We start from the raw sequence: 25,635 nt of genomic DNA on the forward strand, positions 1-25,635 counted from the left end.
ATTTGTGAGCGAATAGCCTTTATCTAATATCAAAAACAAAATTGATACCTGAGCCAACGCATTACAAAAAATTCAATTGAAGAATTTATTTAAAAAAAAGAAAAGCTATAACTGTAAATTAAACGTAAACTTGAAAGCGATATTATCTGCAAAACTCGGCAAATGATAAGCTCCGTAGCGGTAGGTAAGACTGGTACCAAAACCAAATAAAATCTTATTGATTTCAAAACCACTTTCCATAAAGCCTTTGTTCAATTTCCCAAAAGTCACATCCTGATGTCTCGCTATATCAGAAATATCACCAATCGCATAACGCGAAATAAACACCAGTTCAGGTTTAAATTTTTCACCTAAATTAAACGGTCTTAAGTGATGTTTGATTTGAAGCGTTGCAAGCCTATCTGAAAAGAACTCGCCAAAATACATCGTCTCAAAGCTGTTTACACCCGCCACCGAAAAACGCTGCATAATTGTTTGTTTAGTGGGCGCATTAGGATAAGCATGAAACAAGTGTGTCAACGGCACATCACCAAAAGCCATTTTCCCTTCTATCAAAAACTCGGTAGTAGATTTATTAAGGCGCTCTACCTGATAATAGAATTTTGCGCCCACACGCGTAAAATCAAAATCCCCGTTAAACAAGCCGGAAATTCCTTTTGAGATCTGAGCGGTTACTTTAGGATACCCATCGTAAATCTCAACTGTCCCCTTTTCTGAACGCATAAATTTACTTGACGGACTCCATCGCACTCCAAAAGTAGCTTCGGTGATATCATATTCACTATACGACTCATCCCCCAACACAAAACGGTAGGCTTCGGTTTGCAATACATTAGTCTTCGCAAATTGAAATTCAGAAAGAATTTTAGGCGTTATCTGATATTCCTGATTCAGTCTAAAAGTTTGGTAATCAAAAAACTGGGTGATATTTACCAAACGTGGCTCAAACAGCGAGTATACGCGGCGGTCAGTTAAATAATTAAAACTTCCGGTTTCTTGCAGATCATCATTATAACTCAAGCTCAACCACGCCCCGTGAGATTCATTCAGTAAAACACCACCGCCAATACCATATTTTAAAACCTTATCCCTAAAACCATAAGCAGTATAGCCTTCAACTCTAAAATTCTTCGAAAAATCAGCATTAGTAACTCCACCAATCCCCAGGCGCAAGCCTTCGTAATTGTTATATTTTAATGGATACGTTAAATCAAAATCAAAGAAATCAACCGTGTAATATCCGATTCCAAAATTATTGATAACCGCCAAACGACGCTCTATATTTTCAGTTTCAACAATAGTATCCAAATAATCAAAACTATTAAGATCTCGCTCTGTAAGCGCTTGATTGCGGTAACGCGTCCAGAAATCTTCAGATTTTTCATCTGCACCTTCCATAACTTCAATCGCAAGCTTAGGATGCTCCAGTTTTTCTCCTTTGGAAAGATTAAAGTTGGTATTATATGAAGTCAACAACAAATAGCGTCCCTCGATAGCCTCTTTAACCGGATTATTCTGGATCGTTCCCACCGAAACTTTTCCTCTAAAAAGCGAAAGACGTTTTGAACTTTCTCCTTTTTCAATATAAAGTTTACTAGCTCTAGGCATATAAACTTCAACTTCCGGAAGATATTCATACTCTTGTTCAATACGCGCAACCAGTTCATCGTTTATTCCGATATGAACTTTTTGAATCGCTAAGCTCTCAACATCTAAATACAAAATACCTTCTAAACCGGGAATAGTTTTAGGTCGTTCAGGATAAAAAGCGACAGCATAGCCCTTTCTGTCTAAAATCGTAGTATCTCCTACAAATTCGTAATTATAGTTATTTAGACCACGGGAAGAAAGCGGCCCGGCGTAACGATAATTAAATATTACGAAGTCTTCATCATAAAAAGATCGAGACTGTAAGGTTATGCCCAAAACCTCATAACGCGGCTCTTTGAACCCCGCCATATTAAAGCCCAAAACCTCTTCTTTAAAACCGTGATAGGTATTGAAATTATTCTTGGAAACTTTTTCTGTAAAAAAAGAATGCGCATTATTTTCCCGCTCTAGCGAGTCTGTAATTATAGTTTTCTCGTAAGTGGTATAACTAAAATGATCTAGTACATCTTGAGGATTGTTCTGATCTGCACGATCTATGGCTAGTTGCATCAACGAATCCACATCGATACTTTTTTGCTGCGCTATCGCGGCATTTTGCATCAAAAAAAGCAAAAACAAACAGAAAATAAGTGGTTTAGCCATTATAAAAGAAGAACTTAAGTCTCTAAAAATACTATAAAAAAAGCGACCCATGGGTCGCTCTTAGCATGAGTTTAACGTGAATTAAACCGTAAGTATTTCTTTTTCTTTAACTGCAAGAATATCATCTATTTTCTTAATGTGCGCATCAGTCAAATCCTGAACGTCCACTTCTGCATTGCGACATAAATCTTCAGCAAGTCCGTCTTTTTCTAACTTCTTAATTTCGTTGTTTGCATTTTTACGATCATTACGCACACCTACTTTTGCATCTTCAGCTTCCGCTTTAGCTTGCTTAACCAAATCTTTACGACGTTCTTCTGTAAGTGGCGGAACGTTAATAATAACACTCTCTCCATTATTCATAGGGTTAAAACCAAGATTAGCATTCATAATAGCTTTCTCAATCTCATGAATCATCGCTTTCTCCCAAGGCTGGATAGAAATGGTTCTACCGTCAGGAGTATTCACATTCGCTACCTGAGCTAAAGGCGTTAAACTTCCGTAATAATCAACCATAACACTCCCTAGCATAGCCGGACTCGCTTTACCGGCACGTATATTTGCAAATTGTTTTTTAAGATGGGTAAGTGCATTTTGCATTGCCTCTTCTGTCCCGTCTAATATAAATTGAATGTCTTCGTTCATAGCTTTATTAAATTCTAAGATTTCTGGAAACCAGTCAAAAATAGTAAATTCTCTTTGGGAAAGCCCACCAGAAATTAAATTGAAACATTATTTAATTTCTCAGTAAGCTTTTGAGCTGTTAAGCTCGGTAATCGGCAACTTATAAATTTACCGTAGTACCTATATTTTCACCTTCAACAACCTTGAGTAAATTTCCTTGTTTGTTCATATCAAAAACAATAATAGGCAATTCATTCTCTTGGCTTAGCGTGAAAGCAGTCGTATCCATCACTTTTAGACCTTTCTGAAGCACATCTTCAAAACTGATGAAATCAAACTTCACCGCTTTACTGTCTTTTTCCGGATCACTGGTATAAATACCATCTACCCGGGTTCCTTTTAAAATAACATCTGCATGAATCTCAATAGCACGAAGTACAGCAGCAGAATCTGTAGTAAAATAAGGATTACCCGTACCACCACCAAAAATAACCACACGTCCTTTTTCAAGGTGTCTGATTGCTCTTCTGCGAATAAAGGGCTCTGCAACTTCATTGATCTTGACAGCGCTCTGTAATCTGGTTTGAATACCGGCTTCCTCTAAAGCACTTTGTAAAGCAAGACCATTAATCACGGTTGCTAACATCCCCATATGATCTCCTTGAACGCGATCCATCCCACGGCTGGCCCCTGCAACACCTCTAAAAATGTTTCCACCACCAATTACTATGGCAACTTCTACGCCTTTATCTAGAACTTGTTTGATTTCTTCTGCATATTCTGCGAGTCTGTCCGGGTCAATACCATACTGGCGTTTACCCATTAATGCTTCTCCTGATAATTTAAGTAGAATACGTTTGTATTGCATGGCGTAGAAAAATTTTGACAAATATAAGCTTAAATGGCGTTTGAGAAAAAGAAGAAACTATTTGTTAGCATATGCCTTTCAAATATTTGATTTATATTTAAGAAACAATTCTCTATGAAACAATTCTCTACTCAACTAATCTTTATATTATTTCTTTCTGTTTTCTTATTAAGTTGCTCACAGGATGACTTTGATACAACAAAACCAGAATTACTAAACTCCACAGATCAACCTCAAACCAACTTTAAAACCCCCGAACCCTCAGCTATTGCCAGCTATTTGAAACGTGAATTTAAGTCAAAAGACAAAAATCTAGAAAATTCATTTGTATCCTATTCTTTTAATAACCTTCATTATGAAACCCTAACAAACACGAATCAGAGAATTGCGGTTATACCTGCTGTAAACAAGCACAGCAACGTAAGTTCCCGCATTCTCGCCTTGACTATCAACGACACCTTGAGAAGTGTTGTAGTCTCTCTTATCTCTGAAAATAATTCTAGTAGTGCTAGTTTTTCTGGAGACCTATTCATCACTGATCTTGACGGCAATTTTATTACTGGAAAAAAAATTGTTAATGGATTAGAGACATTTTATTATCAAAATCCAGATTATTCAAAACACTTTTGGCAAACAAAAAGCACGCGATATTATCAAAATGAATGTCAAGAATGTCCCTTTAGCGATTGCTGGTATTGTGAACTTGATGAAGTGATAATAACAGTTCCATCTCCCTCAAACAATCAGGCGCCTATCATGTGGCTGATGTTAGATCCTGAGACAGGAGGTGGCGGCCAGGGTAGTACTACTAATACGGGACCTTCTTGGGATTATGGCCCTGGAGGTGGTGGCGGAGGGTATCTCCAACCCATTGTAGAAGATAAAATTGATAATCAACTAACGGATCCTTGCGCTTATCAAATTTTCACTGAACTAGAAAACGGTATTTTTCAATCAGACGTATTAAAACCTGAAATGCAAGTACCAAATAATCCTGAAAATTTAAATTTTTCGGAAGCGATTCTTAAATTATTCAATGATAGTCCAAACACTAATTTAATAATACAGAATGGTAATACTGGGATTTCAAATGCCAATACTGTTGGAGCTACTATAACTATTGGGAATAACTATCTAACGACTGCAACTCAATTATCTATTTCGAGAACAATTATTCATGAAATGGTACACGCATACATAAACGCATTATATTCAAATGTTATAGAGTTTAGTAGTTTTTCATTTAGACAAAAAATTGAAAGATACGCGGTTGACAATGGCTATTCTATTGGAAGCAATACATTTCATCATAATTTTATGGGTCGATATGTTGAAGCTATGGCATACTCAATTTACGAATGGGATAAGAACTACGGTACAGGAGGAACTCTAGGCTGGGACTATTACAAAGCAATGGCATATGGAGGCATGTTTCAAGTTGACAGTAATGGTAATATTGCTGCTGAAACTGATACGTTCAAAGCATTAGTACCTGACTCAAATGAAAGACAAAAAATTGCTGATATAGTACTAAATGAATCAAATGGAAATAATGATGCAAAAGGAACCGAGTGTGATTAAATCAATTTTAATGTCATTAGTAGTCATTTGCTTTTGTCAGCAACTACATTGTCAAAACGTTTTGGAAGGGATTTACAGTAGTTTAGCACCTAATCAGGAAGCATATAATTATTTTGAATTTTCTAAAAACGGAACATTTGAATACCACTCAGGTGCAAGTTTGGGAGATGATGTATATGGTAAAGGGCATTATCTAATAAAAAATGATTCTCTGATATTAGACTATGATTTAACTGAACTCCAAGTAAATACTTTCCACAAATACAAGACCTATTACAATTCTTTAGATTCAATCAAGGTGAAAGTAACCGTCTTTGATCAAAGAAAAAGAAAACTCTTTAATGTCTCAGTATTTGATCCAAAAGGCAAACGTGGAACTTTAACTAATGATGAGGGAAATGCTGTTTTAAATTTTGAAAAAGAAGAAGGATATCAAACAATAATAGTTTCGAACGTATGTTGTGGAAACTATTCCTTAAATATTAACACACAGCTTAATTATGAAATTACTGTTTATTTACCAGAAGAACCTATTACTCCTACAACAATAAAATATGAGACTACTAAATATGAAATTTTAGAACAAAATAACAATCAAGTTAAATTAAAAGATGGTGATCAAATAATCAATTTTCTGAAATTGTAAAATTTGGAAATTATCCACTTTCAGGCGAATATCAATCATGATTGCTTTTTTATTATTCGTTTTCAATATGTCAATACAAAATCCACAAGACCTAATAGGAAAACACATCAGTATTCTACCTAACTATGAACAAAGGGAATATTCTGAAGCGAATCAAAAACTTGAAGTAAAAAATTTTTATGCAAAAACAGACTTAAGTTTTCTCGACGAAGACATTAATTCACTGCTTATAAAAACAGATAAAAATGACCTTATAACTGAAGTAAGTTTTGCGATTTACCAAATACTTGACAACCCTAATTATTTGTATATTTTCAATAAAGAGTTTGACAAACCCGAAGTATGTTTTTCTTTCGGCGAACTCAAAGAATCTTCAGAACATCATTCTGCAGAAGGTGTTGTCACTGAGAGTAAAATATTTTCAAAAGAAAAATGCGATTGTAATGCTGATGATGTAGTCTATTCCGTCTGGAAATTAAAAGATAATTTGTATTTGCAAGTGACACATCCTTTTACTGAATATGCTACATTTCCTAGATTAGGTGTAAAATTTTCTCAAACCAACGATCTATTAGAGGTTGAATAGATTTAATAGTAATGAACAGATTAACTGAAAATATGCCTGAAGCTTTAATTGGTAAGAACCTTGAAACATTGAATCATTATGAAGAAGTAAAACCTTCAGACGAGAATATTAATTCAGGAATCAGGCTTTTTTTTTAGATCTGAGGATGAGTTTTTTTTTAGATGAAAAAATCGAAGAGTTTCGTTGCCAAGTTGACTCGGATAATAAAATTATAAGTGTAAAGTTTCGAATAAAAGAGATCATTCTTAAAATGAATTATAGAAATAAATTTATCAAGATATTTGGCAAACCGGATGCAAGTTTTTGTATAGGTGAAATAGTTAAATCCTCGGAAACAAAATTACCTAACGGCGCCACAAGCGGTAGTGCAGTCATAATTCCGAAAAAGTGTGATTTCTTTGATAAATCTGTACTATCTACAGTGTGGAAACTAGATAATAATGTATTTATGGAATTAACACATCCACAAATGAGATCTACATTTCCAAGAGCCTACATTAACATCTCGAAATCCAGCAAATGGATTGAAACAAAATAATGACTCTTTGCTTAATACTAATGTTAGCACGTTTTCTAATGATTTTACGGCGACTACTTAGGCCATACGTTATAGGATAAAACCGTCAGAGAATGTCTAAGCTCAAGGAAGAAATTAAAATAAATCCTTTTTCAATATTAGTAAAAGATGAAGAGGTATGTTTTTAGATATTGATAAACCAAAAAAAGGCTGCCCATTACGGCAACCTTTCTCAATCAATATGTTCGTTTAACCGAATTAAGCTAAGCTCACACGCTTAAATCCTACTACTTCAAAATCACCTTTACTTGCAACATATTTTGCAACGTTAGTGCTTTCGTCCATAATGAATACTTGGTCTAATAATGCTTTCTCATTATCAAGAGTTGTATTATCTGCAACGAAACGCTCTAGTTTACCAGGAACAATACGATCCCAGATTTTCTCAGGTTTTCCTTCAGCTTTTAATTCTTCTTTGATAGCTGCTTCTGCCTGAGCCAAAACTTCTGGAGTTAGCTGAGACATAGAGATGAATTGAGGAACGTTCTTTTTAGTTTTACCTAAACGACCTAACTCAATATTTTCTTTTTCTATAGCCGCAATACGAGCATCAGTTTCTGAAGCTACAAATTCAGGATCAAAATCTTTATAAGATAAAGTAGTTGCTCCCATTGAAGCAACCTGCATAGAAACAGCTTTAGCAACTTCTTCTGAAGCATCGTCCGCTTTAGATAAACCGGTTAATGCCCCAATTTTGTTACCGTGTACATAAGCACCTACAAATGGAGCTTCTAACACTTCAAAACCACCTATTTCTAATTTCTCACCAATTACACCAGTTTGCTCGATTAATTTTTCAGCAACAGTCATTCCTTGGAAATCTGCAGCTAAAAATTCATCTTTAGAATTGTAATTTAAAGCAACATCACCAAGCTCATTAGCTAACTCAACGTAAGAATCGTTTTTAGCAACGAAATCGGTTTCACAATTCAATGAAAACACAACACCTCTGTTGTTAGCATCATTGATTTTTGCTACTACAACTCCTTCACTAGAGTCACGGTCTGCTCTCTTTTCTGCAATTTTCTGTCCTTTTTTACGAAGAACTCCTACTGCTTTGTCAAAATCGCCCTCAGCTTCTACAAGTGCATTTTTACAATCCATCATACCTGCACCGGTAGCCTTTCTAAGTTTATTTACATCTGCGGCTGTTATTTTTGCCATTTTAAATACGTTTTATGAGTTAAAAGAAAAGTCGTTTAGTTTAGTGCAAAATTGCAGTATACTAAACGACTTTAATAATTATCAAATTGTTAAATACTATTCTTCTTCGTCGTTAGCTACAGCTTTTTTAGCTTTTGCCTTTGCAGGCTTAGCAGCTTTGTCAGCTTTTTTAGCATCACCAGACTTTTCTTTCCCGGCTTTACGCTCAGAAAGACCTCCTACGATAGCATCAGCAACGTTAGAAATGATTTTCTCAATAGATTTAGAAGCATCATCATTAGATGGGATAGCATAATCAACCTGACGTGGATCAGAGTTGGTATCAACCATCGCAAAGATTGGAATGTTTAATTTTTGAGCTTCTTTAATCGCAATGTGTTCACGCTTAATGTCAACTATAAATAAAGCTCCTGGTAGACGTGTCATATCTTCGATAGAACCTAAGTTCTTCTCTAATTTATCACGCATACGGTTCATTTGTAATTGCTCTTTTTTAGACAAGCTATCAAAACGACCGTCTTGTTTCATACGATCTACAGTTTGCATTTTTTTAACCGCCTTACGTATAGTTACAAAGTTAGTTAACATACCTCCAGGCCATCTTTCTGTGATGTAAGGCATTTTTGCACGACCAGCGTGATCTGCAACTATTTCTTTAGCTTGTTTTTTGGTAGCTACAAAAAGTATTTTTCTACCTGAGGCTGCAATTTTAGCGAGAGCTTCTGAAGCTTCGTTTAGTTTAGCAGCAGTTTTGTATAGATTAATGATGTGAATACCATTACGCTCCATATAGATATATGGTGCCATGTTTGGATCCCATCTTCTGGTAAGGTGACCAAAGTGTACACCTGCATCCAGTAAATCCTTTACATTTTCTGTTTTTGCCATTTTTAAATTTAGTTTACGTTCCCGTTCTAGTAGCAATATGCAAGTGGTCTTCTGACGAATCGCCAAGCACATTTAGATGCTAAACTAATTTCCCAACGTATTGAGACAAGGACATTGTTTTAAAATTAATTTCTTTTCGTTTTCAAAAATCTGATGCACTATAAATTGCAAAAGAATCGAAACACGATTGCTGTTAACGTTTTGAGAATTGGAATTTCTTACGCGCTTTCTTCTGACCGAATTTCTTACGCTCTACCATTCTTGGATCTCTAGTTAACAGACCTTCAGGCTTAAGGATAAGTCTGTTTTCTGCGTCTAGCTCGCACATTGCTCTAGAAAGAGCAAGACGTACAGCTTCTGCCTGACCTGTGATACCACCTCCGTATACATTTACTTTAATATCAAAGTTCTTGTCATTTTCAGTCATTACTAATGGCTGATTAACTTTGTACTGTAAAGTACCTGTAGTAAAGTAGTTGTTGAGCTCACGTTTGTTGATCGTGATGTTACCAGAACCAGGAGCTAAATAAACACGAGCAACAGCCGTTTTTCTACGACCAATTTTGTGAATTACTTCCATTTACTTAAGTTCGTTAATGTTAATTGCTTTAGGCTTTTGCGCTTCCTGCCCGTGATCTGCACCGGCATAAACCTTTAAATTGCGATAAATCGCACTACCTAATTTGTTTTTAGGCAACATTCCTTTTACTGCATTTTCTACGAGACGCGCAGGGTCTTTACCGTACAATTCTTTTGCAGTTAGGCTTCTTTGACCACCAGGATAGCCCGTATGACGGATGTAAGATTTAGAATCCCACTTCTTTCCTGTCAAGTTGATTTTAGAGGCATTGATAACAATTACATTGTCTCCGCAATCAACGTGTGGTGTGTAGTTAGGCTTGTACTTTCCGCGCAAAAATTTTGCAACGATAGTAGACATGCGACCCAACGTTTGTCCTTCAGCATCAATAACAACCCACTCCTTATTTACGGTGTTCTTGTTGGCAGATACTGTTTTGTAACTTAATGTGTCCACACTGTTAATTTTAATTATTAAACATTCCATTTCCCGCTTCCACACTCACGCGCGAAAACAGGGCTGCAAATGTACAATTATATATTGATTTGACAAACGAGCTTTTGATTAATATTTAGAGTTCTGAAAATCTGATTTTCAAACTTCTAACCTTCCCTGTGAAAAACACGCTTCGTTAGTTAAATACCCCAAAAGAAAAACCCGGTTCTATTTGCTATAAATAGTCTTCAAAAACCATAGCGATTCTCTGACAAAATTAAAAGATCAATCGGTCTCTTGAAAAATTTCCTGATCACAACCGGAAATCTTAACAAAATGATAATATTTTGATCCTATTTAAGCTGTTTTATGAAAAAAAATAAGCTTTCTATAAAATACCTGTATTCCGTACACATTAACTATTTATTGATTTTTATTTACCTAAAATACATTTTACATGAGTTATCAGCAATAAAATAGAATAACGCATACGTTTTTTATGATGAATCAACAAAAACAGTGTGTCTTGTATTTTCAATATTCATTTAACCTAAATTCCACCATATAATTAAAATATATGTTAAATGATGAGAAAATTATTCTTTATGATTATGCTGGGGCTATTAGGGTTATCCACTCAGGCTCAGCAGAAAACAGTGACCGGTACCGTAGCAGACCCTAACGGTATGCCCTTGCCGGGCGTGAATGTGATAGTAAAAAATGCTGCTAACCGAGGGGCTCAAACTGATTTTGACGGAAAATTTTCCGTTATGGCAGAACCAGAAGAAATTTTAACCTTCACCTATGTGGGTTTTAAAGCTCAAGATGTAAAGGTTGGTTTGAATTCAACAATAAATGTTAATCTGGAAGAAGATACTCAAGCACTCGATGAAGTTATTGTTGTCGCCTATGGAACAACCACACGAGGAGAAGTAACAGGTTCATTAAGTACTGTAGATGGTGCTGCAATCGAAAACAGACCTTTAACAAATGTGATCTCTGCACTTGAAGGAACCGCTTCCGGGGTACAAATAGCACCAAGCAGCGGACAACCAGGCTCTGCTCCAGATATTAGAATTAGAGGTTTTGGCTCAGTTAACACAAGTCAAGACCCCTTATATGTAGTAGACGGAGTAGTGTATAGTGGAAGTTTCGCAAGTTTGAATGCGAATGATATCGAAAGTTTCACCATTCTAAAAGATGCTGCGTCGACAGCTATTTATGGATCTCAGGGAGCGAACGGTGTTGTAGTGATTACGACGAAAAAAGGAAAAAAAGGACCTGCCCAAGTGAATATAGAGGTTAGTCAAGGTCTTGCTTCAAGAGCTATTCCAGAATATGAACGCGTAGGTCCATCACAATATTATGAGTTAATGTGGGAAGCCTACAGAAACAGTTTAGTTTACAGCAATAGCGACCCCCTATCAATTCAGGATGCTAATGCTCAAGCATCAGCAAATATATATGGTCTATTAGGATACAATCCATTTAACGTTCCAAATGACCAGATTGTTGGCACAAATGGTAGCATTAATCCTAACGCATCCCTTCTGTATGGAGAAGATTTAGATTGGGAAAAGGCACTTTCTCGCACTGGTATTGTCCAAAACGTTAATCTCTCTTACCAAGGAGCTACTGACAAAACGGACTATTTTGCATCAATCAGTTATTTAGATCAGAGTGCAAATGTTATTAACTCAGATTTTGAACGTATCACCGCCCGTATAAATTTAAACTCAAAAGTTAAGGATTGGGCAAAGACTGGTTTAAATTTAACTGGAGCCACCTCTACATCTAATCAAGCAGTAAACGGAGCAACAAGCAGCAATAGCTTTGTCAACCCATTTAGATTTTCCCGAGTAATTGGCCCTATTTACCCTGTGTTCTTACATGATCCTACTACTGGAGAATTGGTTTTAGATGATGCTGGAAACAGAATATATGACACAGGAGATATCAATGAAATAAGACCAGCTGGCGGCTCTCCAGGCAGACATGCGATACAAGAAAACCTGCTTAACGTAGATAAAGATGATCGCTTCGCTATTAATGCACGAGCATATGCAGAATTCTATTTTTTAAATGGTTTTACCTTTACCTTTAATGCAGGTTTAGACAAAAACTTTTTTAACAATGAAGGTTTTGATAATAAAATTGTTGGTGATGGGGCACCAGATGGAAGAGCTGAAAGAACAGCATCGAACACAACTGTTGTTACCTACAATCAATTATTGAATTATAATAAATCTTTTGGCTTACATAATTTCAGTGCGCTATTAGGACATGAAAGTTTAGACTATAAATTAAACTTTTTAACTGGCTTCAGACAAAACCAAGTAGTTGATGGCAATACCGAACTAATAAACTTCGCAACGACAGTTGATCTAGAATCCTACAGCAGAGAATATGGTAAGGAAGGTTACTTCTCTCGCCTCAATTACAATTACGATAACCGCTATTTTATAGCAGGTTCCTACAGAAGAGATGGATCTTCTCGATTTGAATCTGATGTTAGATGGGGAGATTTTTACTCTGTAAGTGGAGCTTGGCGTATCGATCAGGAGAAATTCTTTGAGGATATTGTCTGGATAAATTTCTTAAAAGTAAGAGGCTCCTATGGTCAGGTTGGTAACGATTCCAATTTATCGAATGCTTCTTTAAGCTTTTATGCAAGTCAATCACTTTTAGGCCTAGGTAATAATAATGCTGCAGAGCCAGGAATTCTCATAAGCGCCCCCGGAAACCCATTTTTAGAATGGGAAACACAAAAGCAAACAGATATAGGTTTTGATTTTGGGTTATTTAATAATAGAATAAGTGGATCTTTCGCCTATTACAAGAAGGTTACAGATGGTCTCATATTTGATGTTCCTCTACCAGTATCTTCAGGTTTAGATGATTACCCTGCTAACATTGGTAACATGTTTAACAGGGGACTTGAACTTGATCTAAATTTAGGAATCATCCGCAATGAAAATTGGACTTGGGATGTTAATTTAAATGCCGCAACAATTTATAATGAATTCACAGAATTACCTCAGGAAGACATTATCAATGGTTCAAAAAAATACGTGGTAGGAGGATCCATTTTTGATTATTGGTTAAGAGATTATTACGGAGTAGATCCTGCTGACGGTTCCGCTCTCTATGTCCTTGACACTGAACTAGGCGCTGATGGAGATGCAGATGTACGCTCTATTAATGGCAATCTCGTTACCACTAATCAGAATAAAGCATTATATGATTTTGCTGGCACCGCTTTACCTGATGTATACGGAAGCATCACAAATGTTCTACGCTATAAAGGAATTGAGTTAAGAACCTTGCTAACTTACAGCCTAGGAGGTAAGACCTACGACACGAATCAAGCTGCTCTTCTACATACCGGCGATTATGGTACAGCTTTAGGCACTAGAATCCTTGATAGATGGCAAAACCCAGGTGACATAACTGATATTCCTAGACTAGATACAGATCAAAGAGCTGCATTTGAAGCCGGTTCAGATAGATATTTAGTTAGCTCATCATATGCAGGTTTAAGACAAGTATCATTGTCTTATACTTTTCCAAGCAATGCAATAGACAGATTTGGTCTTTCAAATGCTAAAGTTTATCTAAACGGAGAAAATTTACACTTTTGGACTGCTATGCAAGGTCTTGACGTAGGACAGAATTTTAATGGCACCACTCAAAATAGATTTACCCCTGCCAGAATTCTAAGTCTTGGATTTAATTTGACTTTTTAAAACAAATCGACATGAAAAAAATATTTATTTGCATATTTATAACATTACTCCTGGCTACGAGCAACTCATGTAGTGATGACTTTTTAGATAGATTCCCTACGGAAGATGTACCCTCCGCAGCGGCAACAACAACGACTGGAAACTTATTTCTTGTTATAAATGGAATACACAGATCTTTATATCAACGCTATAACTCACAGGGAGAAGGAGGCATTGGATCAATGATGATTCAAGCAGATGTATTGGGAGAAGATTTTGTGATGACGTCTGCAGGCAATGGCTGGTTCAACAACGCTTACAAATGGGTTGACCATACCAATGCATCTGATAATGACGCATTATTCCCATACCGTGTACTCTATAGAATCATTCGGAATGCAAACGTAGTCATAAACGGTGCTGAAAATGCAGAAGGACCTATTCTCGACCGTAATGCTGCTTTAGGCCAGGCATTAGTATATAGAGCATTTGCTCATTTCCAGCTGGTACAACTCTATGGCAAACGCTATGTTGGAGGAACTATCAACGCTCAGCTCGGAGTACCAATTAGACTTACCGCTGACAACGAACCCTTAGCAAGAGCCACCGTGGAAGAAGTTTATACACAAGTCAATCAAGACCTACAAGATGCTATTGATTTATTAAGTGAATATGAAAGACCAAATAAGTCTCATTTTGATGTTAGTGTAGCCGTAGGACTTAAAGCGCGAGTGGCTCTAGTTCAACAAAATTATACGCTAGCCGCTTCCTTGGCGAAACAAGCCAGACAAGGGTATTCTCTAATGTCTAACGATGAGTATTATAGCTCGTTTAACACGTATACCAATAGAGAATGGATGTGGGGCAGCTTTGTACAGGAAGATCAAACAATATTCTTTGCAAACTTTGGTGCTTATGTCTCCAGAAACTTCAGCTCAACTAATATCAGAACTAATCCTAAAGCAATTAGTTCAAAGCTATACAATCAGATAACTCCAACCGACATCCGATCAAAACTTTTTGATCCCACAGGTGCTCATGACAGTTTACCCTCAGGAGTTTCATTACTCTCTAGTTTCAGAAAGTTCCCATATACCAATCAAAAGTTCATAGCGGCTGGAACCGGAGACAGTAGAATGGATGTCCCTTATATGAGAGCTTCAGAAATGTATCTAATTGAGGCTGAAGCCTTATCATATTCTGATGAGGGGGCGGCCAGACAAGTTTTACTTGCATTAGCTTCAAACCGAGATCCTGATTACACGCTTTCCACAAATACCGGACAGGCCCTTAAAAATGAAATATATACACAAAGGCGTATCGAACTTTGGGGTGAAGGGTTTCGCTTTTTTGACTTAAAAAGACTTAATCAACCCTTGGACAGAAGAGATTCTAATCATGACTCTGCTTTAGTAGGACAATTATTTCAAGTTCCTGCGGGAGACCCGAGATGGGAATGGCAAATACCACTGGATGAAATAAACTCTAATCCATTAGTAGAACAAAACCCTTCATAGCTTTTATTTTTTTAACTAGCCCAAAAAACCCGTTTAGCAAATGCTAAACGGGTTACATCTTAGATAATCTTTTGAAGATCAATTGACAAGGTTTTTTTCAACAAAAAATAATTAATTTAATTAGCGAACTATGAAATTTTTAAAAAATCACTTTAAACTGGGAGTTCTATTATTAGGAGCTTTATTAATTCTCAACGGCTGTGAGCAAGATCACCTTTCTAATAGTTCTGAAGATGAGTATTTTAACTATGTAGAACTCGAGCTTACAAAAGAGGATATTGCTAAAGTTGCGAAACTCAATTTCAACACCTATGAACTTAAATTAATTAGCCAACTAAATAATGCAGGGATTGATGAAAAGTATTTCTTAATAGAGGGTGATATATTGATTAGCACTACTGAAATAGACAATATGATATCCTCAAAAAATTCTTCTTCAAAACATTATCACTCCAATAACACAGTCACTAATATACAAACAATAACTATTAGAGGAGTTAACCAAGGCTCAAATGCATTGAGTAATGCGCAACAATCAGCACTTACCGCAGCTATCCAAGCCTATAACGATTTAAATATTAAATTAAATTTCATCTTAACCTTTGGTCCAAATGATAATACAAAAAATATAAATGCTATCCAAGTCAGTGGAGGGGCAGGTGGAAGAGCAGATTTTCCTTCTAATGGTAACCCTGGATCAATCGCAAGAATATTCAGTGGAAGTGGTACAAACAACACTATTCTAAGACATATATGGATTCATGAATTAGGACACACCTTAGGTTTAAGACATACTGATTGGTTTAGTAGACAGAGCTGTGGATCCTATAATCCAGAATCTATTAATTCGTCGAGTGTTCCAAATGCCAATGGTGCTAATCATATACCAGGAACACCTACTGGTTTTGATCCCACATCCATTATGCTATCTTGTTACGATAATACGGTAACAGGGACATTTAATAACAATGATATTATTGCATTAGAATACTTGTACCCTTTACCCCTACCTGTTATATCAGGAATATCTTTAACTTGCGGCACTCAATCCCAGACATTCACTTTGTCAAATGGTGGAATTTCAGTCGCTTGGCAAAAATCCAGTAATCTAAATGTCTTATCACAGAATAATAATGGTATTACCGTTATTCCAACTAACAGCACTGTTAATGGCTCTGGATTTGTAAGAGCGATCACCTCCAAAGGCACGATACAAAAAGATTTTTGGATTGGCAAACCTAATATTAATTTTAGCCAGAACGAGGATTTTACTATGTGCAGAGGTGAAAATACAACGACTAATAATTTTTTTCCGGTTACCATTTTAGGAGAAGATAATTCTACAATTTGGGAAGTACAAAAAATAACAAATAATCATAACGTGACCATGCAGGGTAATGAAGCTATTGTCAGTTTGCAGTTTGCCCCACCCTATAATTATATCGCTTTTAAAGTAAGAGCAAGTAATGCTTGTGGATTTTCAAATTGGCTTGAATATTATGTAGAAGTCACTGAAAATTGTGGGTCAGAAGGATCATCAAGTCTTTAAACTTAGATATTTATTTAATATTTTAGAATTTGATATGTAGGACACTATCCAAAGTTGGTCATTACCATAGTCTAATATTCCACTCTTTGGTTTAATTTAATACTGCATATTGTAATTACAAATTAAAAACCCGTTCAGCAAATGCTAAACGGGTTTTTAATTTAGTGAAATTTTTAATTAATGCGCCTCCAACCAATTTTCACCCACACCAAGCTCTACATCTAACGGAACATCCATCTTAAAAGCATTTTCCATCTCTGTTTTGATCATTGTTTTTACCTGCTCTAATTCAGGTTTATACACATCAAAAACCAATTCATCGTGTACCTGAAGCAGCATTTTGGTCTTTAATTTTTCAGCCTTCAGCTTTTTATGAATGTTGATCATCGCAATTTTGATAATATCTGCCGCACTACCCTGTATGGGTGCATTTACTGCGTTTCGCTCTGCGGCACCACGCACAACAGCATTGCTACTATTTATATCTTTAAGATAACGGCGACGACCTAAAACCGTAGACACATAGCCATGATCACGAGCAAAATCAACCTGCTCGCTCATATAATTACGCAGTTTAGGATAGGTCTTATAATAAGTATCTATAAGTTCTTTTGACTCACTTCGCGTCAGATCGGTTTGATTGCTCAGTCCGAATGCAGAAACCCCATAAATAATCCCAAAGTTCACCGTTTTTGCGTTACTTCGTTGCGCTCGTGTAACCTCTTCAAGAGCCACGTTAAATACTTTAGCTGCCGTAGATGCGTGAATATCTTCCCCATCTTGAAAAGCTTTCATCATCGTTTCTTCCTGACTCAACGCCGCAATAATGCGCAGTTCAATCTGCGAGTAATCTGCCGCGAGCAACACATAATTCTCGTTACGCGGCACAAATGCTTTACGCACTTGGCGACCGCGTTCGGTACGAATAGGAATATTTTGCAGGTTAGGATTGTTTGAACTCAAGCGCCCGGTTGCTGCAACGGTCTGCATATAATCGGTATGTACGCGACCCGTATTAGAATTCACTTGCGCCGGCAACGCATCTACGTACGTACTTTTTAATTTTGAAAGTCCGCGGTAATCCAGCACGTGCTGAATGATCTCATGATCTGGAGCCAAATAAGAAAGTACGTCTTCTGCAGTAGAATATTGCCCCGTACGAGTTTTCTTAGGTTTATCTACCAGTTTTAATTTATCAAAAAGGATTTCTCCCAATTGTTTCGGCGAACCTATATTGAATTCCGCTCCCGCTTCTTCATATATTTTTCCTTCTAAAGATTGAATATCATTATTGAGTGCCGCTGCAAGACTGCCTAAAAATTCCTGATCCAGATTAATCCCTTCTACTTCCATATCCGCAAGCACCTGCACTAATGGAATTTCAATCTCATCAAATAGTTTTTGTGTATTCGCATCGCCCATTTCTTTTTCAAAATGTTCTTTAAGCTGAAGGGTCACATCTGCATCTTCTACTGCGTATTCGGTCTGCTGTTCTACAGAAACATCAGCCATTGACTTCTGATTCTTACCTTTTTTACCAATTAATTCTTCAATAGAAACCGGCGTGTAATTCAAATACGTTTCCGCCAGCACATCCATATTATGGCGCATATCCGGATTGATCAAATAATGCGCGATCATCGTATCAAAAAGCTTTCCTTTTACAGTTACATCATAATTAGCCAAAACCTTGATATCGTACTTTAAATTCTGCCCGATTTTTTCTATTTCTTCAGACTCAAAAAACGGACGAAATTCTTCAATCAATTGTTGCGCTTCTTCTTTTTTCGGCGGAAAAGGAATGTAAAATCCTTTTGTTTTTTCCCAACTGAAAGCAATCCCAACCAAGTCAGCTTGCAGCGGATCTAGATCGGTTGTTTCGGTATCAAAACACACCGAAGTTTGCTTCATCAAATTCTTGATGAAAAGCTTCATCGCCATTCCGGGCGCAACGCTTTGGTAAAAATGTTCGGTATCTTTAATCGTTTTTCGCGTATTTCGTTCTTCGATTTCGGTGTCTTCACCACCAAAAAGATTGTATTGCCCCGCTCCTGCATTTGCTGCTTTTTCAGACGAACTCACCAACTTTTTAGCCGTTTCTGTTCCGCTTACCGCAGCTCCGGTATCACTATCGGCTTCACCTGAAAATATTTTAATAAACTGATCTTTCAGTCTTCTGAATTCTAACTCATCGAAAATCTCCTGTACTTTATCTGCATCAGGCTGAGAAAGCTCATAAGATTCCGCGTTAAATTCCACTTCACAATCAGTCATAATCGTTGCCAACTTACGGGAAAGCCTTCCCAGCTCAGCATTTTCGACAACCTTCTCCTTCATCTTTCCTTTTAGCTCATCGGTATGCGCCAGCAAACCTTCTAAACCTCCATATTGCTTGATAAACTTTTTAGCCGTTTTATCACCCACTCCCGGAAGTCCTGGAATATTATCAGAAGCATCTCCCATCATCCCCAGATAATCAATCACCTGTTCCGGTCGCTCTACTTCAAAGCGTTTTTGCACTTCCGGAATCCCCCAGATCTCGATGCCATTACCCATACGGGCCGGTTTGTACATAAAAATATTTTCAGAAACCAGTTGTGCATAATCTTTATCCGGAGTCACCATAAAAACCTGATAACCTTCTTTCTCAGCCTGCTTTGCCAATGTCCCGATCAAGTCGTCTGCCTCTACCCCCGGGATCTCCACAAACGGTACGTGCATCGCTTTCAAAATCTCCTGAATGATAGGCACCGCAATACGTATTGCTTCTGGTGTCTCGTCGCGGTTCGCTTTATATTCTTCATACATTTCAACACGCTCAACGCTTCCGCCTTTATCAAAAGCCACAGCAAGATGGTCTGGCTTTTCGCGTTTGATCACATCAAAAAGCGAATTCACAAAACCCATCACAGCAGAAGTATCTTGCCCTTTTGAGTTGACCCGAGGATTTTTTATCAAAGCGTAATATCCGCGGAAAATTAAAGCGTAAGCATCTAAAAGAAATAAGCGTTTTTGAACAGACATATTGGGACTATTATTTTATTCAGGAATTGAAGTATCAAAAATAGGAATTAGTCTTTTGATAAAGGTTTTTAAATCTCAGACATTTTAAGCTGAAGCGTTAAAGAAAGCCTTAAACCAGCACCCCCTGAATTAAATTTAGCACTTCAAGACTTATATTTAACCAAAGACAACCAAACTGAAAGACTTTATGAATATTCTACAATCCTACACAGACTTCGAGAAAACGCTTAATGAAATAAAACCGCCAGAGTTTTGGAGCGACGAACTCAAATCAGTTTGGCATCAAACTAAAGGAGACTGGGATAAATCTCATGATATTGCTCAAAATATTCACACCCCAATGGGCAGCCTCATTCACGCACATCTGCACCGCGTTGAAGGAGATGACTGGAATGCTAAATATTGGTATAAACAAGCGGACCGTTCTTTCCCTTCTAGTTCTTTGGAAGAAGAGCTGAAGTCGCTAGTAAAAGAGATTATAGAAGGCCCTTAAAATTGAATCCATAAAAAAAACCTGCTAGCAAAGCTAACAGGTTTTTTAAATTTATATCTAACGTAGATTAAAGCTCTAATGCTTTAAGCACAGTATTATCCATTAACAATTCTTCCGGATTTTCTAATGCTTCTTTTACAGCAACTAAGAATCCTACAGACTCTTTACCGTCAATGATACGGTGATCGTAAGAAAGTGCCACGTACATGATAGGAGCAATTGCAATACCACCATCACGTACAATAGGACGCTCAACAATGTTGTGCATTCCTAAAATAGCAGATTGTGGAGGGTTGATAATAGGCGTAGAAAGCATACTACCAAAAACACCACCATTTGTAATGGTAAATGTTCCACCAGTCATTTCATCTACCGTAATTTGACCATCACGCGCTCTTAAAGCCAGCCGCTTCACTTCAGACTCCACACCGCGGAAACTTAGATTTTCAGCATTTCTGATAACAGGAACCATCAATCCTTTTGGACCCGAAACTGCAATAGAAATATCCTTATAATCATAGGTCAACATTTCTTTTCCGTCAATCATAGAGTTAACTGCCGGGTACATTTCTAATGCACGCACACAAGCCAGTGTAAAGAATGACATAAAACCAAGACCCACACCGTGTTTAGACTTAAAGTCTTCTTTGTATTTTTTACGCAACTCAAAAATAGCACTCATATCTACTTCGTTAAAAGTAGTTAGCATCGCAGTCTCATTTTTAACTGAAACTAAACGTTCTGCAACTTTACGACGCAACATAGACATTTTAGAACGGCTCTCTCCACGACTTCCGGTTCCCGGAGTTCCCATAGAAGGCTGTGCATGTACTGCGTCGTCTTTTGTAATACGACCGTCACGACCCGTACCCTTAACATCTTTCGCATCAATCCCTTTCTCATCTAAAGTCTTTTTAGCAGCAGGAGAAGGTGTTCCTGAAGCATAGGTTTTAGAATCCTGAGCTTGATCTGGAGCACTTGATTTAGAAGGCTCTTCTTTTTTAGGCTCAGCCTTTTCTTCAGATTTTTCTTCTTTTTTAGAAGAATCACTGCCATCAGGTTTTGGAGCATCTGTATCTATAAGACAAACCACCTCACCTACGGCAACAGCATCGCCTTCTTCGGCTTTTAATGTGATGATGCCACTCGCTTCAGCAGGTAATTCTAAAGTTGCTTTATCGCTATCAACTTCAGCAATTGCCTGATCTTTTTCTACATAATCTCCATCTTCAACAAGCCATTGTGCGATTTCAACTTCGGTGATCGATTCTCCCGGTGATGGGACTTTCATTTCTAAAGCCATAATTCTCTTGTATTAACTTTTATTCTATCGCTTTCGCGAAATTTTCTTTTATTGGTTATTTGAGTTTTTATCAAACACGTCATCAATTACGCGCTGATGTCTTCTTTTAAAACGTACAGAACTACCCGCTGCCGGTGCACCATAAAACTTACGGCTGCAAATTCTAAATTTTTGTGCTTCAGGCAAATGCATCAATAAGTGACCATAAGCTCCCATATTGCGCGGTTCTTCCTGAGCCCAAACCACATCATCTGCATTTTTATATTTCGCTATAGCTGCTCTCATTTCCTTTTTAGGAAGTGGGAACAATTGCTCTACTCTCACTAAAGCAACATCATCACGATCTAACTCTTCGCGTTGTGCCAGCAAATCATAATAGAATTTACCGGTAACAAAAACAAGTGTTTTTACCTTTTCTGCTTTTACTACTGAATCATCTATAGTCATTTGGAAACTTCCGTTAGCCAACTCCTCTTTTGTAGAATTAACTTTAGGATGTCTCAACAAACTTTTTGGAGTGAAAACGATAAGCGGTTTTCTATAATTAGTTTTTAACTGACGCCGTAATAAGTGGTAAAAGTTTGCCGGCGTAGTACAATCTGCAACATACATATTGTCTACTGCACAAAGTTGTAAATACCGCTCCATACGTGCCGAAGAGTGTTCTGCTCCCTGACCTTCATAACCGTGAGGCAACAACATGACCAGACCGTTTTGCAATTTCCATTTATCTTCTGCGGCAGAAATATATTGATCTAACATAATCTGCGCTCCGTTACTAAAATCACCAAACTGTGCCTCCCAGATAGGTAAGGTTTTTGGGCTCGCCATTGCGTACCCGTAGTCAAAACCTACAACGCCATATTCAGAAAGTAAGGAATTGAAAATATACATATGCCCCTGCTCTCCTTCCAGGTTATTGAGCAATACGATTTCTTCTTCGCTATCTTCTACTTTAGTCACGGCATGACGGTGTGAGAACGTACCACGCTCTACATCCTGACCAGTCATACGCACATCAAAACCTTCTTTAAGTAATGAACCGTAAGCTAACAATTCTGCAAGACCCCAGTCTATTTTATTATCCTCAAAGTACATCGCGTGACGTCCTTCAATAATCTTATTTATCTTACGTAAAAACTTTTTATCTTCCGGAAGCTTTGTGATAGACTTCGCAATTTCTGTAAGCCCCTCAAGATCAAAAGTTGTATCTACCGGCTTCATCATTTCATCTTCTGTGGCAGGCTCAAAACCTTCCCACTCGTCCTGCATAATTGCCGTAATACGCGTAGTATCTTCCTCGCGAGACTTTTCTAATTTCTCTTCAAGCTTGTCTTTATATTCTTCTTCTAACTGCTTAACATAATTATCATCAATTACGCCTTCAGACTTTAAACGATTCGCATATATATCACGAGCATTATCGTGATTAGCAATCGCTTTGTATAATTTAGGCTGTGTAAAACGCGGTTCATCCCCCTCGTTATGTCCATATTTACGATACCCCAAAAGGTCAATGAATACATCACGGCCAAAAGTCATTCTAAAGTCTAATGCAAAAAGAGCTGCATGCACTACCGCTTCTGCATCATCTGCATTCACGTGAAGTACCGGCGACAAGGTCGTTTTAGCAACATCTGTACAATAGGTAGAAGAACGCGCATCCAGATAGTTTGTGGTAAAACCTATCTGGTTATTGATTACAATATGAATGGTACCTTTAGTAGTATACCCATCCAATTGTGCCATTTGTATTACTTCATAAACAATTCCTTGACCTGCAATTGCAGCATCACCATGCACAATAATAGGTAAAACCTCTTGCGGATTGTCAAAGTGATGACGGTCTTGTTTTGCTCTTGAAATACCTTCAACTACAGCACCCACGGTCTCTAAGTGAGACGGGTTTGGAGCAATATTAATATTGATTTCTTTTCCGCTATCGGTAAGTCGGCTTGAAGTCCATCCCAAGTGATATTTAACATCTCCGTCAAAAACTTCCTGATCATAATCTTTACCGTCAAACTCACTAAAGATGTCTTTAGCATTTTTTCCGAAGATATTTGTCAAGGTATTTAAGCGGCCTCGGTGAGCCATACCCATCACAAACTCTTTTACACCACGATCTGCAGCAGCTTCAATAATTGCATCTACAGCCGGAATAAAACTCTCTCCTCCTTCTAAAGAGAAACGCTTTTGACCTACATACTTAGTATGCAAGAACGTCTCAAAAGAAACGGCTTCATTTAATTTTTTAAGAATTTTCTTCTTAGTATCTGCAGAAAAATCAGGGTGATTATCGTTGATATTGAGTTTATCCTGAATCCACTGAATCTCTTCAGGCCTTCTGATAAACATATATTCTACACCTATTGACTCGCAGTAAATCTTTTCGAGATGCGTGATAATTTCGCGTAGTGTATTGCTTCCAATACCTAGAATTTCACCGGCAGTAAAAGTCGTATCCAAGTCACGCTCACTCAGTCCAAAATTCCCTAATTCTAATGAAGGAGTATATTGTCTGCGGTCCCGCACCGGGTTTGTTTTTGTAAACAAATGCCCACGAGTTCGATAACCGTCTATTAATTTTACAACCTGAAATTCTTTCTGAAGGTTTTCAGGAACACCCGAACTTGTAGGTGCAGCAGCAACATCTGGTGCTAAACCGCTCTCTGCTATCCCGAAGTCAAATCCTTGAAAAAAAGCTCTCCAACTGGGTTCTACACTATCAGGATGCTGTAAATATTTATCGTAAAGTTCTGCGAAGTATGCAGTATTTGCTGCATTTAGAAATGAAAATCTATCCATTTTATAAGTTAAATCTGTCGATTTTTTAAGCAATAATTTGTCAAAAATACAATATTTACGCTCCACAAGACGTGTCCTTTTCCATTTTTATGCCTATCATTAACATTTTAAAATCAGGATTTAACATCTATATAACAGATGTCGAAATTCTAAAAACGGCTTTTTTATGAAATCGATTGCCAGTGTAATCCTTACGATACTTTTTACAGTACTCTTTACAACTCAATCAACTGCTCAATTTGCACGATCTAATTTCTGGGATCGGGTAGCTATTGGAGGTGGTCTTGGTCTAAATTTTGGTCAGGATTATTTCGCAGCAACTATTGCTCCGAGTGCCGTTTATAATTTCAACCCGTATTTTGCAGCAGGACCGGGCTTGAGCTATTCGTATATCAAAAACGGCAGTTACAAATCGTCAATCGTGGGAGGTAGCTTTATCGCATTAACAAATCCGTTACCTATGATTCAGCTTTCAGCAGAGTTCGAAGAATTGTACGTGAGTCAAAGAGCAAATCTTGATGGTGGAACTTTTAAAGACGAGTTCTGGAATTCCGCTCTTTTTCTTGGGGCTGGTTATCGTTCAGGACCTGTTACTATAGGCGCTCGTTACAATGTTTTATTTAAAGATGATACTCTTATCTACACCAGCGCCATACAACCGTTTATTCGCTTCTATTTTTAAACGAAACCTTCACAAATTCTCGTTCTAAGATTAATTCTGAAACTGCAAAGACCAATTCATGTACTTCTTGCTGAGGCAAATTTTTAATTTTTGATTCTGAAACGTCAATGACGTAAAGCAAGTTGAGGTACACTTCAAAATCTGAGACTAATGTCGTATACAGACTTCCTGTTAAATTGCGCATCAAAGCTTCAGCAGCCAAATCTTCGCCAAATTGTTCAGATAATCCGGCACGTAAAAAGTCTTTATTGAGCTGAATAATCAAATCTTTATACATCTTAGCAGCTTCTGCGTTCTGTAAAATCTGAATTCCTGCTTCCATCTTCTGTAAA

At 37.3% G+C, this 25,635-nt stretch carries 20 protein-coding genes; 9 read left to right on the plus strand and 11 right to left on the minus strand.

Annotated features, from left to right (window positions below; all coding sequences use genetic code 11):
- Window positions 1-105: 105 nt before the first annotated feature.
- The 3 genes from BUB91_RS10770 to pyrH form a co-directional block, all read right to left on the minus strand.
- Window positions 106-2,304, minus strand: coding sequence for a DUF5686 family protein (locus BUB91_RS10770; protein WP_241652687.1), 2,199 nt, complete (start codon window positions 2,302-2,304; stop codon window positions 106-108).
- 30 nt (window positions 2,305-2,334) lie between these two features.
- Window positions 2,335-2,898, minus strand: coding sequence for a ribosome recycling factor (gene frr, locus BUB91_RS10775; protein ID WP_073099253.1), 564 nt, complete (start codon window positions 2,896-2,898; stop codon window positions 2,335-2,337).
- Window positions 2,899-3,037: 139 nt separating this feature from the next.
- Entirely contained in the window at window positions 3,038-3,745 is a 708-nt protein-coding gene (pyrH, locus tag BUB91_RS10780) for a UMP kinase (RefSeq protein WP_073099254.1), read from the minus strand.
- Window positions 3,746-3,859: 114 nt separating this feature from the next.
- Here pyrH and BUB91_RS10785 point away from each other — a divergent pair, with 114 nt between their 5' ends.
- The 4 genes from BUB91_RS10785 to BUB91_RS21485 all read left to right on the plus strand — a co-directional run bounded on the left by BUB91_RS10785 (window position 3,860) and on the right by BUB91_RS21485 (window position 6,695).
- Window positions 3,860-5,326 (plus strand): hypothetical protein, encoded by a 1,467-nt coding sequence (locus tag BUB91_RS10785; RefSeq protein WP_073099255.1) that lies wholly within the window; start codon window positions 3,860-3,862, stop codon window positions 5,324-5,326.
- A complete protein-coding gene (locus BUB91_RS10790) occupies window positions 5,289-5,972 on the plus strand; it encodes a hypothetical protein (RefSeq protein WP_128759409.1) in 684 nt (227 codons plus the stop codon). Before BUB91_RS10785 ends, BUB91_RS10790 begins: the two co-directional genes overlap by 38 nt.
- Before the next feature lie 67 nt (window positions 5,973-6,039).
- The gene (locus BUB91_RS10795) at window positions 6,040-6,558 is read left to right on the plus strand and encodes a hypothetical protein (protein WP_128759408.1); all 519 of its coding nucleotides are present in this window, start codon (window positions 6,040-6,042) and stop codon (window positions 6,556-6,558) included.
- An 11-nt stretch (window positions 6,559-6,569) separates the two neighbouring features.
- Window positions 6,570-6,695, plus strand: a complete 126-nt coding sequence (locus BUB91_RS21485) for a hypothetical protein (RefSeq protein ID WP_262490544.1) — start codon at window positions 6,570-6,572, stop codon at window positions 6,693-6,695.
- Between the two features lie 638 nt (window positions 6,696-7,333).
- Here BUB91_RS21485 and tsf read toward each other — a convergent pair.
- The 4 genes from tsf to rplM all read right to left on the minus strand — a co-directional run bounded on the left by tsf (window position 7,334) and on the right by rplM (window position 10,223).
- The gene (tsf, locus tag BUB91_RS10805) at window positions 7,334-8,299 is read right to left on the minus strand and encodes a translation elongation factor Ts (RefSeq protein ID WP_073099259.1); all 966 of its coding nucleotides are present in this window, start codon (window positions 8,297-8,299) and stop codon (window positions 7,334-7,336) included.
- A 96-nt stretch (window positions 8,300-8,395) separates the two neighbouring features.
- The gene (gene rpsB / locus BUB91_RS10810) at window positions 8,396-9,187 is read right to left on the minus strand and encodes a 30S ribosomal protein S2 (RefSeq protein WP_073099260.1); all 792 of its coding nucleotides are present in this window, start codon (window positions 9,185-9,187) and stop codon (window positions 8,396-8,398) included.
- A 193-nt stretch (window positions 9,188-9,380) separates the two neighbouring features.
- Window positions 9,381-9,767 (minus strand): 30S ribosomal protein S9, encoded by a 387-nt coding sequence (rpsI, locus tag BUB91_RS10815; RefSeq protein ID WP_073099261.1) that lies wholly within the window; start codon window positions 9,765-9,767, stop codon window positions 9,381-9,383.
- A complete protein-coding gene (gene rplM / locus BUB91_RS10820; protein WP_073099262.1) occupies window positions 9,768-10,223 on the minus strand; it encodes a 50S ribosomal protein L13 in 456 nt (151 codons plus the stop codon).
- Between the two features lie 563 nt (window positions 10,224-10,786).
- On the opposite strand from rplM, the gene BUB91_RS10825 reads away from it, so the two are divergent.
- The 3 genes from BUB91_RS10825 to BUB91_RS10835 all read left to right on the plus strand — a co-directional run bounded on the left by BUB91_RS10825 (window position 10,787) and on the right by BUB91_RS10835 (window position 16,993).
- Window positions 10,787-13,948 (plus strand): SusC/RagA family TonB-linked outer membrane protein, encoded by a 3,162-nt coding sequence (locus tag BUB91_RS10825; RefSeq protein ID WP_083557919.1) that lies wholly within the window; start codon window positions 10,787-10,789, stop codon window positions 13,946-13,948.
- An 11-nt stretch (window positions 13,949-13,959) separates the two neighbouring features.
- Window positions 13,960-15,444 carry a RagB/SusD family nutrient uptake outer membrane protein gene (locus BUB91_RS10830; protein ID WP_073099263.1) on the plus strand — a complete coding sequence of 495 codons (1,485 nt, stop codon included), beginning with the start codon at window positions 13,960-13,962 and terminating at the stop codon, window positions 15,442-15,444.
- Window positions 15,445-15,574: 130 nt separating this feature from the next.
- Window positions 15,575-16,993 carry a M57 family metalloprotease gene (locus BUB91_RS10835; protein ID WP_073099264.1) on the plus strand — a complete coding sequence of 473 codons (1,419 nt, stop codon included), beginning with the start codon at window positions 15,575-15,577 and terminating at the stop codon, window positions 16,991-16,993.
- Window positions 16,994-17,170: 177 nt separating this feature from the next.
- On the opposite strand, the gene polA is transcribed toward BUB91_RS10835, so the two are convergent.
- Complete coding sequence (gene polA / locus BUB91_RS10840; protein WP_073099265.1) at window positions 17,171-20,017, minus strand: DNA polymerase I; 2,847 nt, start codon at window positions 20,015-20,017, stop codon at window positions 17,171-17,173.
- 187 nt (window positions 20,018-20,204) lie between these two features.
- On the opposite strand from polA, the gene BUB91_RS10845 reads away from it, so the two are divergent.
- Complete coding sequence (locus BUB91_RS10845) at window positions 20,205-20,510, plus strand: hypothetical protein (RefSeq protein WP_073099266.1); 306 nt, start codon at window positions 20,205-20,207, stop codon at window positions 20,508-20,510.
- A gap of 67 nt (window positions 20,511-20,577) precedes the next feature.
- Here BUB91_RS10845 and odhB read toward each other — a convergent pair whose 3' ends face one another.
- Entirely contained in the window at window positions 20,578-21,813 is a 1,236-nt protein-coding gene (gene odhB / locus BUB91_RS10850) for a 2-oxoglutarate dehydrogenase complex dihydrolipoyllysine-residue succinyltransferase (protein WP_073099267.1), read from the minus strand.
- Window positions 21,814-21,861: 48 nt separating this feature from the next.
- Window positions 21,862-24,621 carry a 2-oxoglutarate dehydrogenase E1 component gene (locus BUB91_RS10855; protein ID WP_073099268.1) on the minus strand — a complete coding sequence of 920 codons (2,760 nt, stop codon included), beginning with the start codon at window positions 24,619-24,621 and terminating at the stop codon, window positions 21,862-21,864.
- A 166-nt stretch (window positions 24,622-24,787) separates the two neighbouring features.
- On the opposite strand from BUB91_RS10855, the gene BUB91_RS10860 reads away from it, so the two are divergent.
- On the plus strand, window positions 24,788-25,303 hold the full coding sequence (locus BUB91_RS10860) for a hypothetical protein (RefSeq protein ID WP_073099269.1): 516 nt from the start codon (window positions 24,788-24,790) through the stop codon (window positions 25,301-25,303).
- Here BUB91_RS10860 and BUB91_RS10865 read toward each other — a convergent pair.
- A complete protein-coding gene (locus BUB91_RS10865; protein ID WP_073099270.1) occupies window positions 25,284-25,625 on the minus strand; it encodes a hypothetical protein in 342 nt (113 codons plus the stop codon). The two genes, BUB91_RS10860 and BUB91_RS10865, sit on opposite strands and share 20 nt — an antisense overlap.
- Window positions 25,626-25,635: the final 10 nt, after the last annotated feature.

It is taken from the genome of Leeuwenhoekiella marinoflava DSM 3653 (genome assembly GCF_900129005.1).
In the GTDB taxonomy this organism is placed as follows: domain Bacteria; phylum Bacteroidota; class Bacteroidia; order Flavobacteriales; family Flavobacteriaceae; genus Leeuwenhoekiella; species Leeuwenhoekiella marinoflava.

Excerpts from the sequence above, each read along its gene's own strand:
- BUB91_RS10770 (WP_241652687.1), bottom strand. The coding sequence starts at position 2,304 with ATGGGTCGCTTTTTTTATAGTATTTTTAGAGACTTAAGTTCTTCTTTT.
- frr (WP_073099253.1), bottom strand. The coding sequence starts at position 2,898 with ATGAACGAAGACATTCAATTTATATTAGACGGGACAGAAGAGGCAATG.
- pyrH (WP_073099254.1), bottom strand. The coding sequence starts at position 3,745 with ATGCAATACAAACGTATTCTACTTAAATTATCAGGAGAAGCATTAATG.
- BUB91_RS10785 (WP_073099255.1), top strand. The coding sequence starts at position 3,860 with ATGAAACAATTCTCTACTCAACTAATCTTTATATTATTTCTTTCTGTT.
- BUB91_RS10790 (WP_128759409.1), top strand. The coding sequence starts at position 5,289 with ATGGAAATAATGATGCAAAAGGAACCGAGTGTGATTAAATCAATTTTA.
- BUB91_RS10795 (WP_128759408.1), top strand. The coding sequence starts at position 6,040 with ATGTCAATACAAAATCCACAAGACCTAATAGGAAAACACATCAGTATT.
- BUB91_RS21485 (WP_262490544.1), top strand. The coding sequence starts at position 6,570 with ATGAACAGATTAACTGAAAATATGCCTGAAGCTTTAATTGGTAAGAAC.
- tsf (WP_073099259.1), bottom strand. The coding sequence starts at position 8,299 with ATGGCAAAAATAACAGCCGCAGATGTAAATAAACTTAGAAAGGCTACC.
- rpsB (WP_073099260.1), bottom strand. The coding sequence starts at position 9,187 with ATGGCAAAAACAGAAAATGTAAAGGATTTACTGGATGCAGGTGTACAC.
- rpsI (WP_073099261.1), bottom strand. The coding sequence starts at position 9,767 with ATGGAAGTAATTCACAAAATTGGTCGTAGAAAAACGGCTGTTGCTCGT.
- BUB91_RS10825 (WP_083557919.1), top strand. The coding sequence starts at position 10,787 with ATGATGAGAAAATTATTCTTTATGATTATGCTGGGGCTATTAGGGTTA.
- BUB91_RS10830 (WP_073099263.1), top strand. The coding sequence starts at position 13,960 with ATGAAAAAAATATTTATTTGCATATTTATAACATTACTCCTGGCTACG.
- BUB91_RS10835 (WP_073099264.1), top strand. The coding sequence starts at position 15,575 with ATGAAATTTTTAAAAAATCACTTTAAACTGGGAGTTCTATTATTAGGA.
- polA (WP_073099265.1), bottom strand. The coding sequence starts at position 20,017 with ATGTCTGTTCAAAAACGCTTATTTCTTTTAGATGCTTACGCTTTAATT.
- BUB91_RS10845 (WP_073099266.1), top strand. The coding sequence starts at position 20,205 with ATGAATATTCTACAATCCTACACAGACTTCGAGAAAACGCTTAATGAA.
- odhB (WP_073099267.1), bottom strand. The coding sequence starts at position 21,813 with ATGGCTTTAGAAATGAAAGTCCCATCACCGGGAGAATCGATCACCGAA.
- BUB91_RS10855 (WP_073099268.1), bottom strand. The coding sequence starts at position 24,621 with ATGGATAGATTTTCATTTCTAAATGCAGCAAATACTGCATACTTCGCA.
- BUB91_RS10860 (WP_073099269.1), top strand. The coding sequence starts at position 24,788 with ATGAAATCGATTGCCAGTGTAATCCTTACGATACTTTTTACAGTACTC.
- BUB91_RS10865 (WP_073099270.1), bottom strand. The coding sequence starts at position 25,625 with ATGGAAGCAGGAATTCAGATTTTACAGAACGCAGAAGCTGCTAAGATG.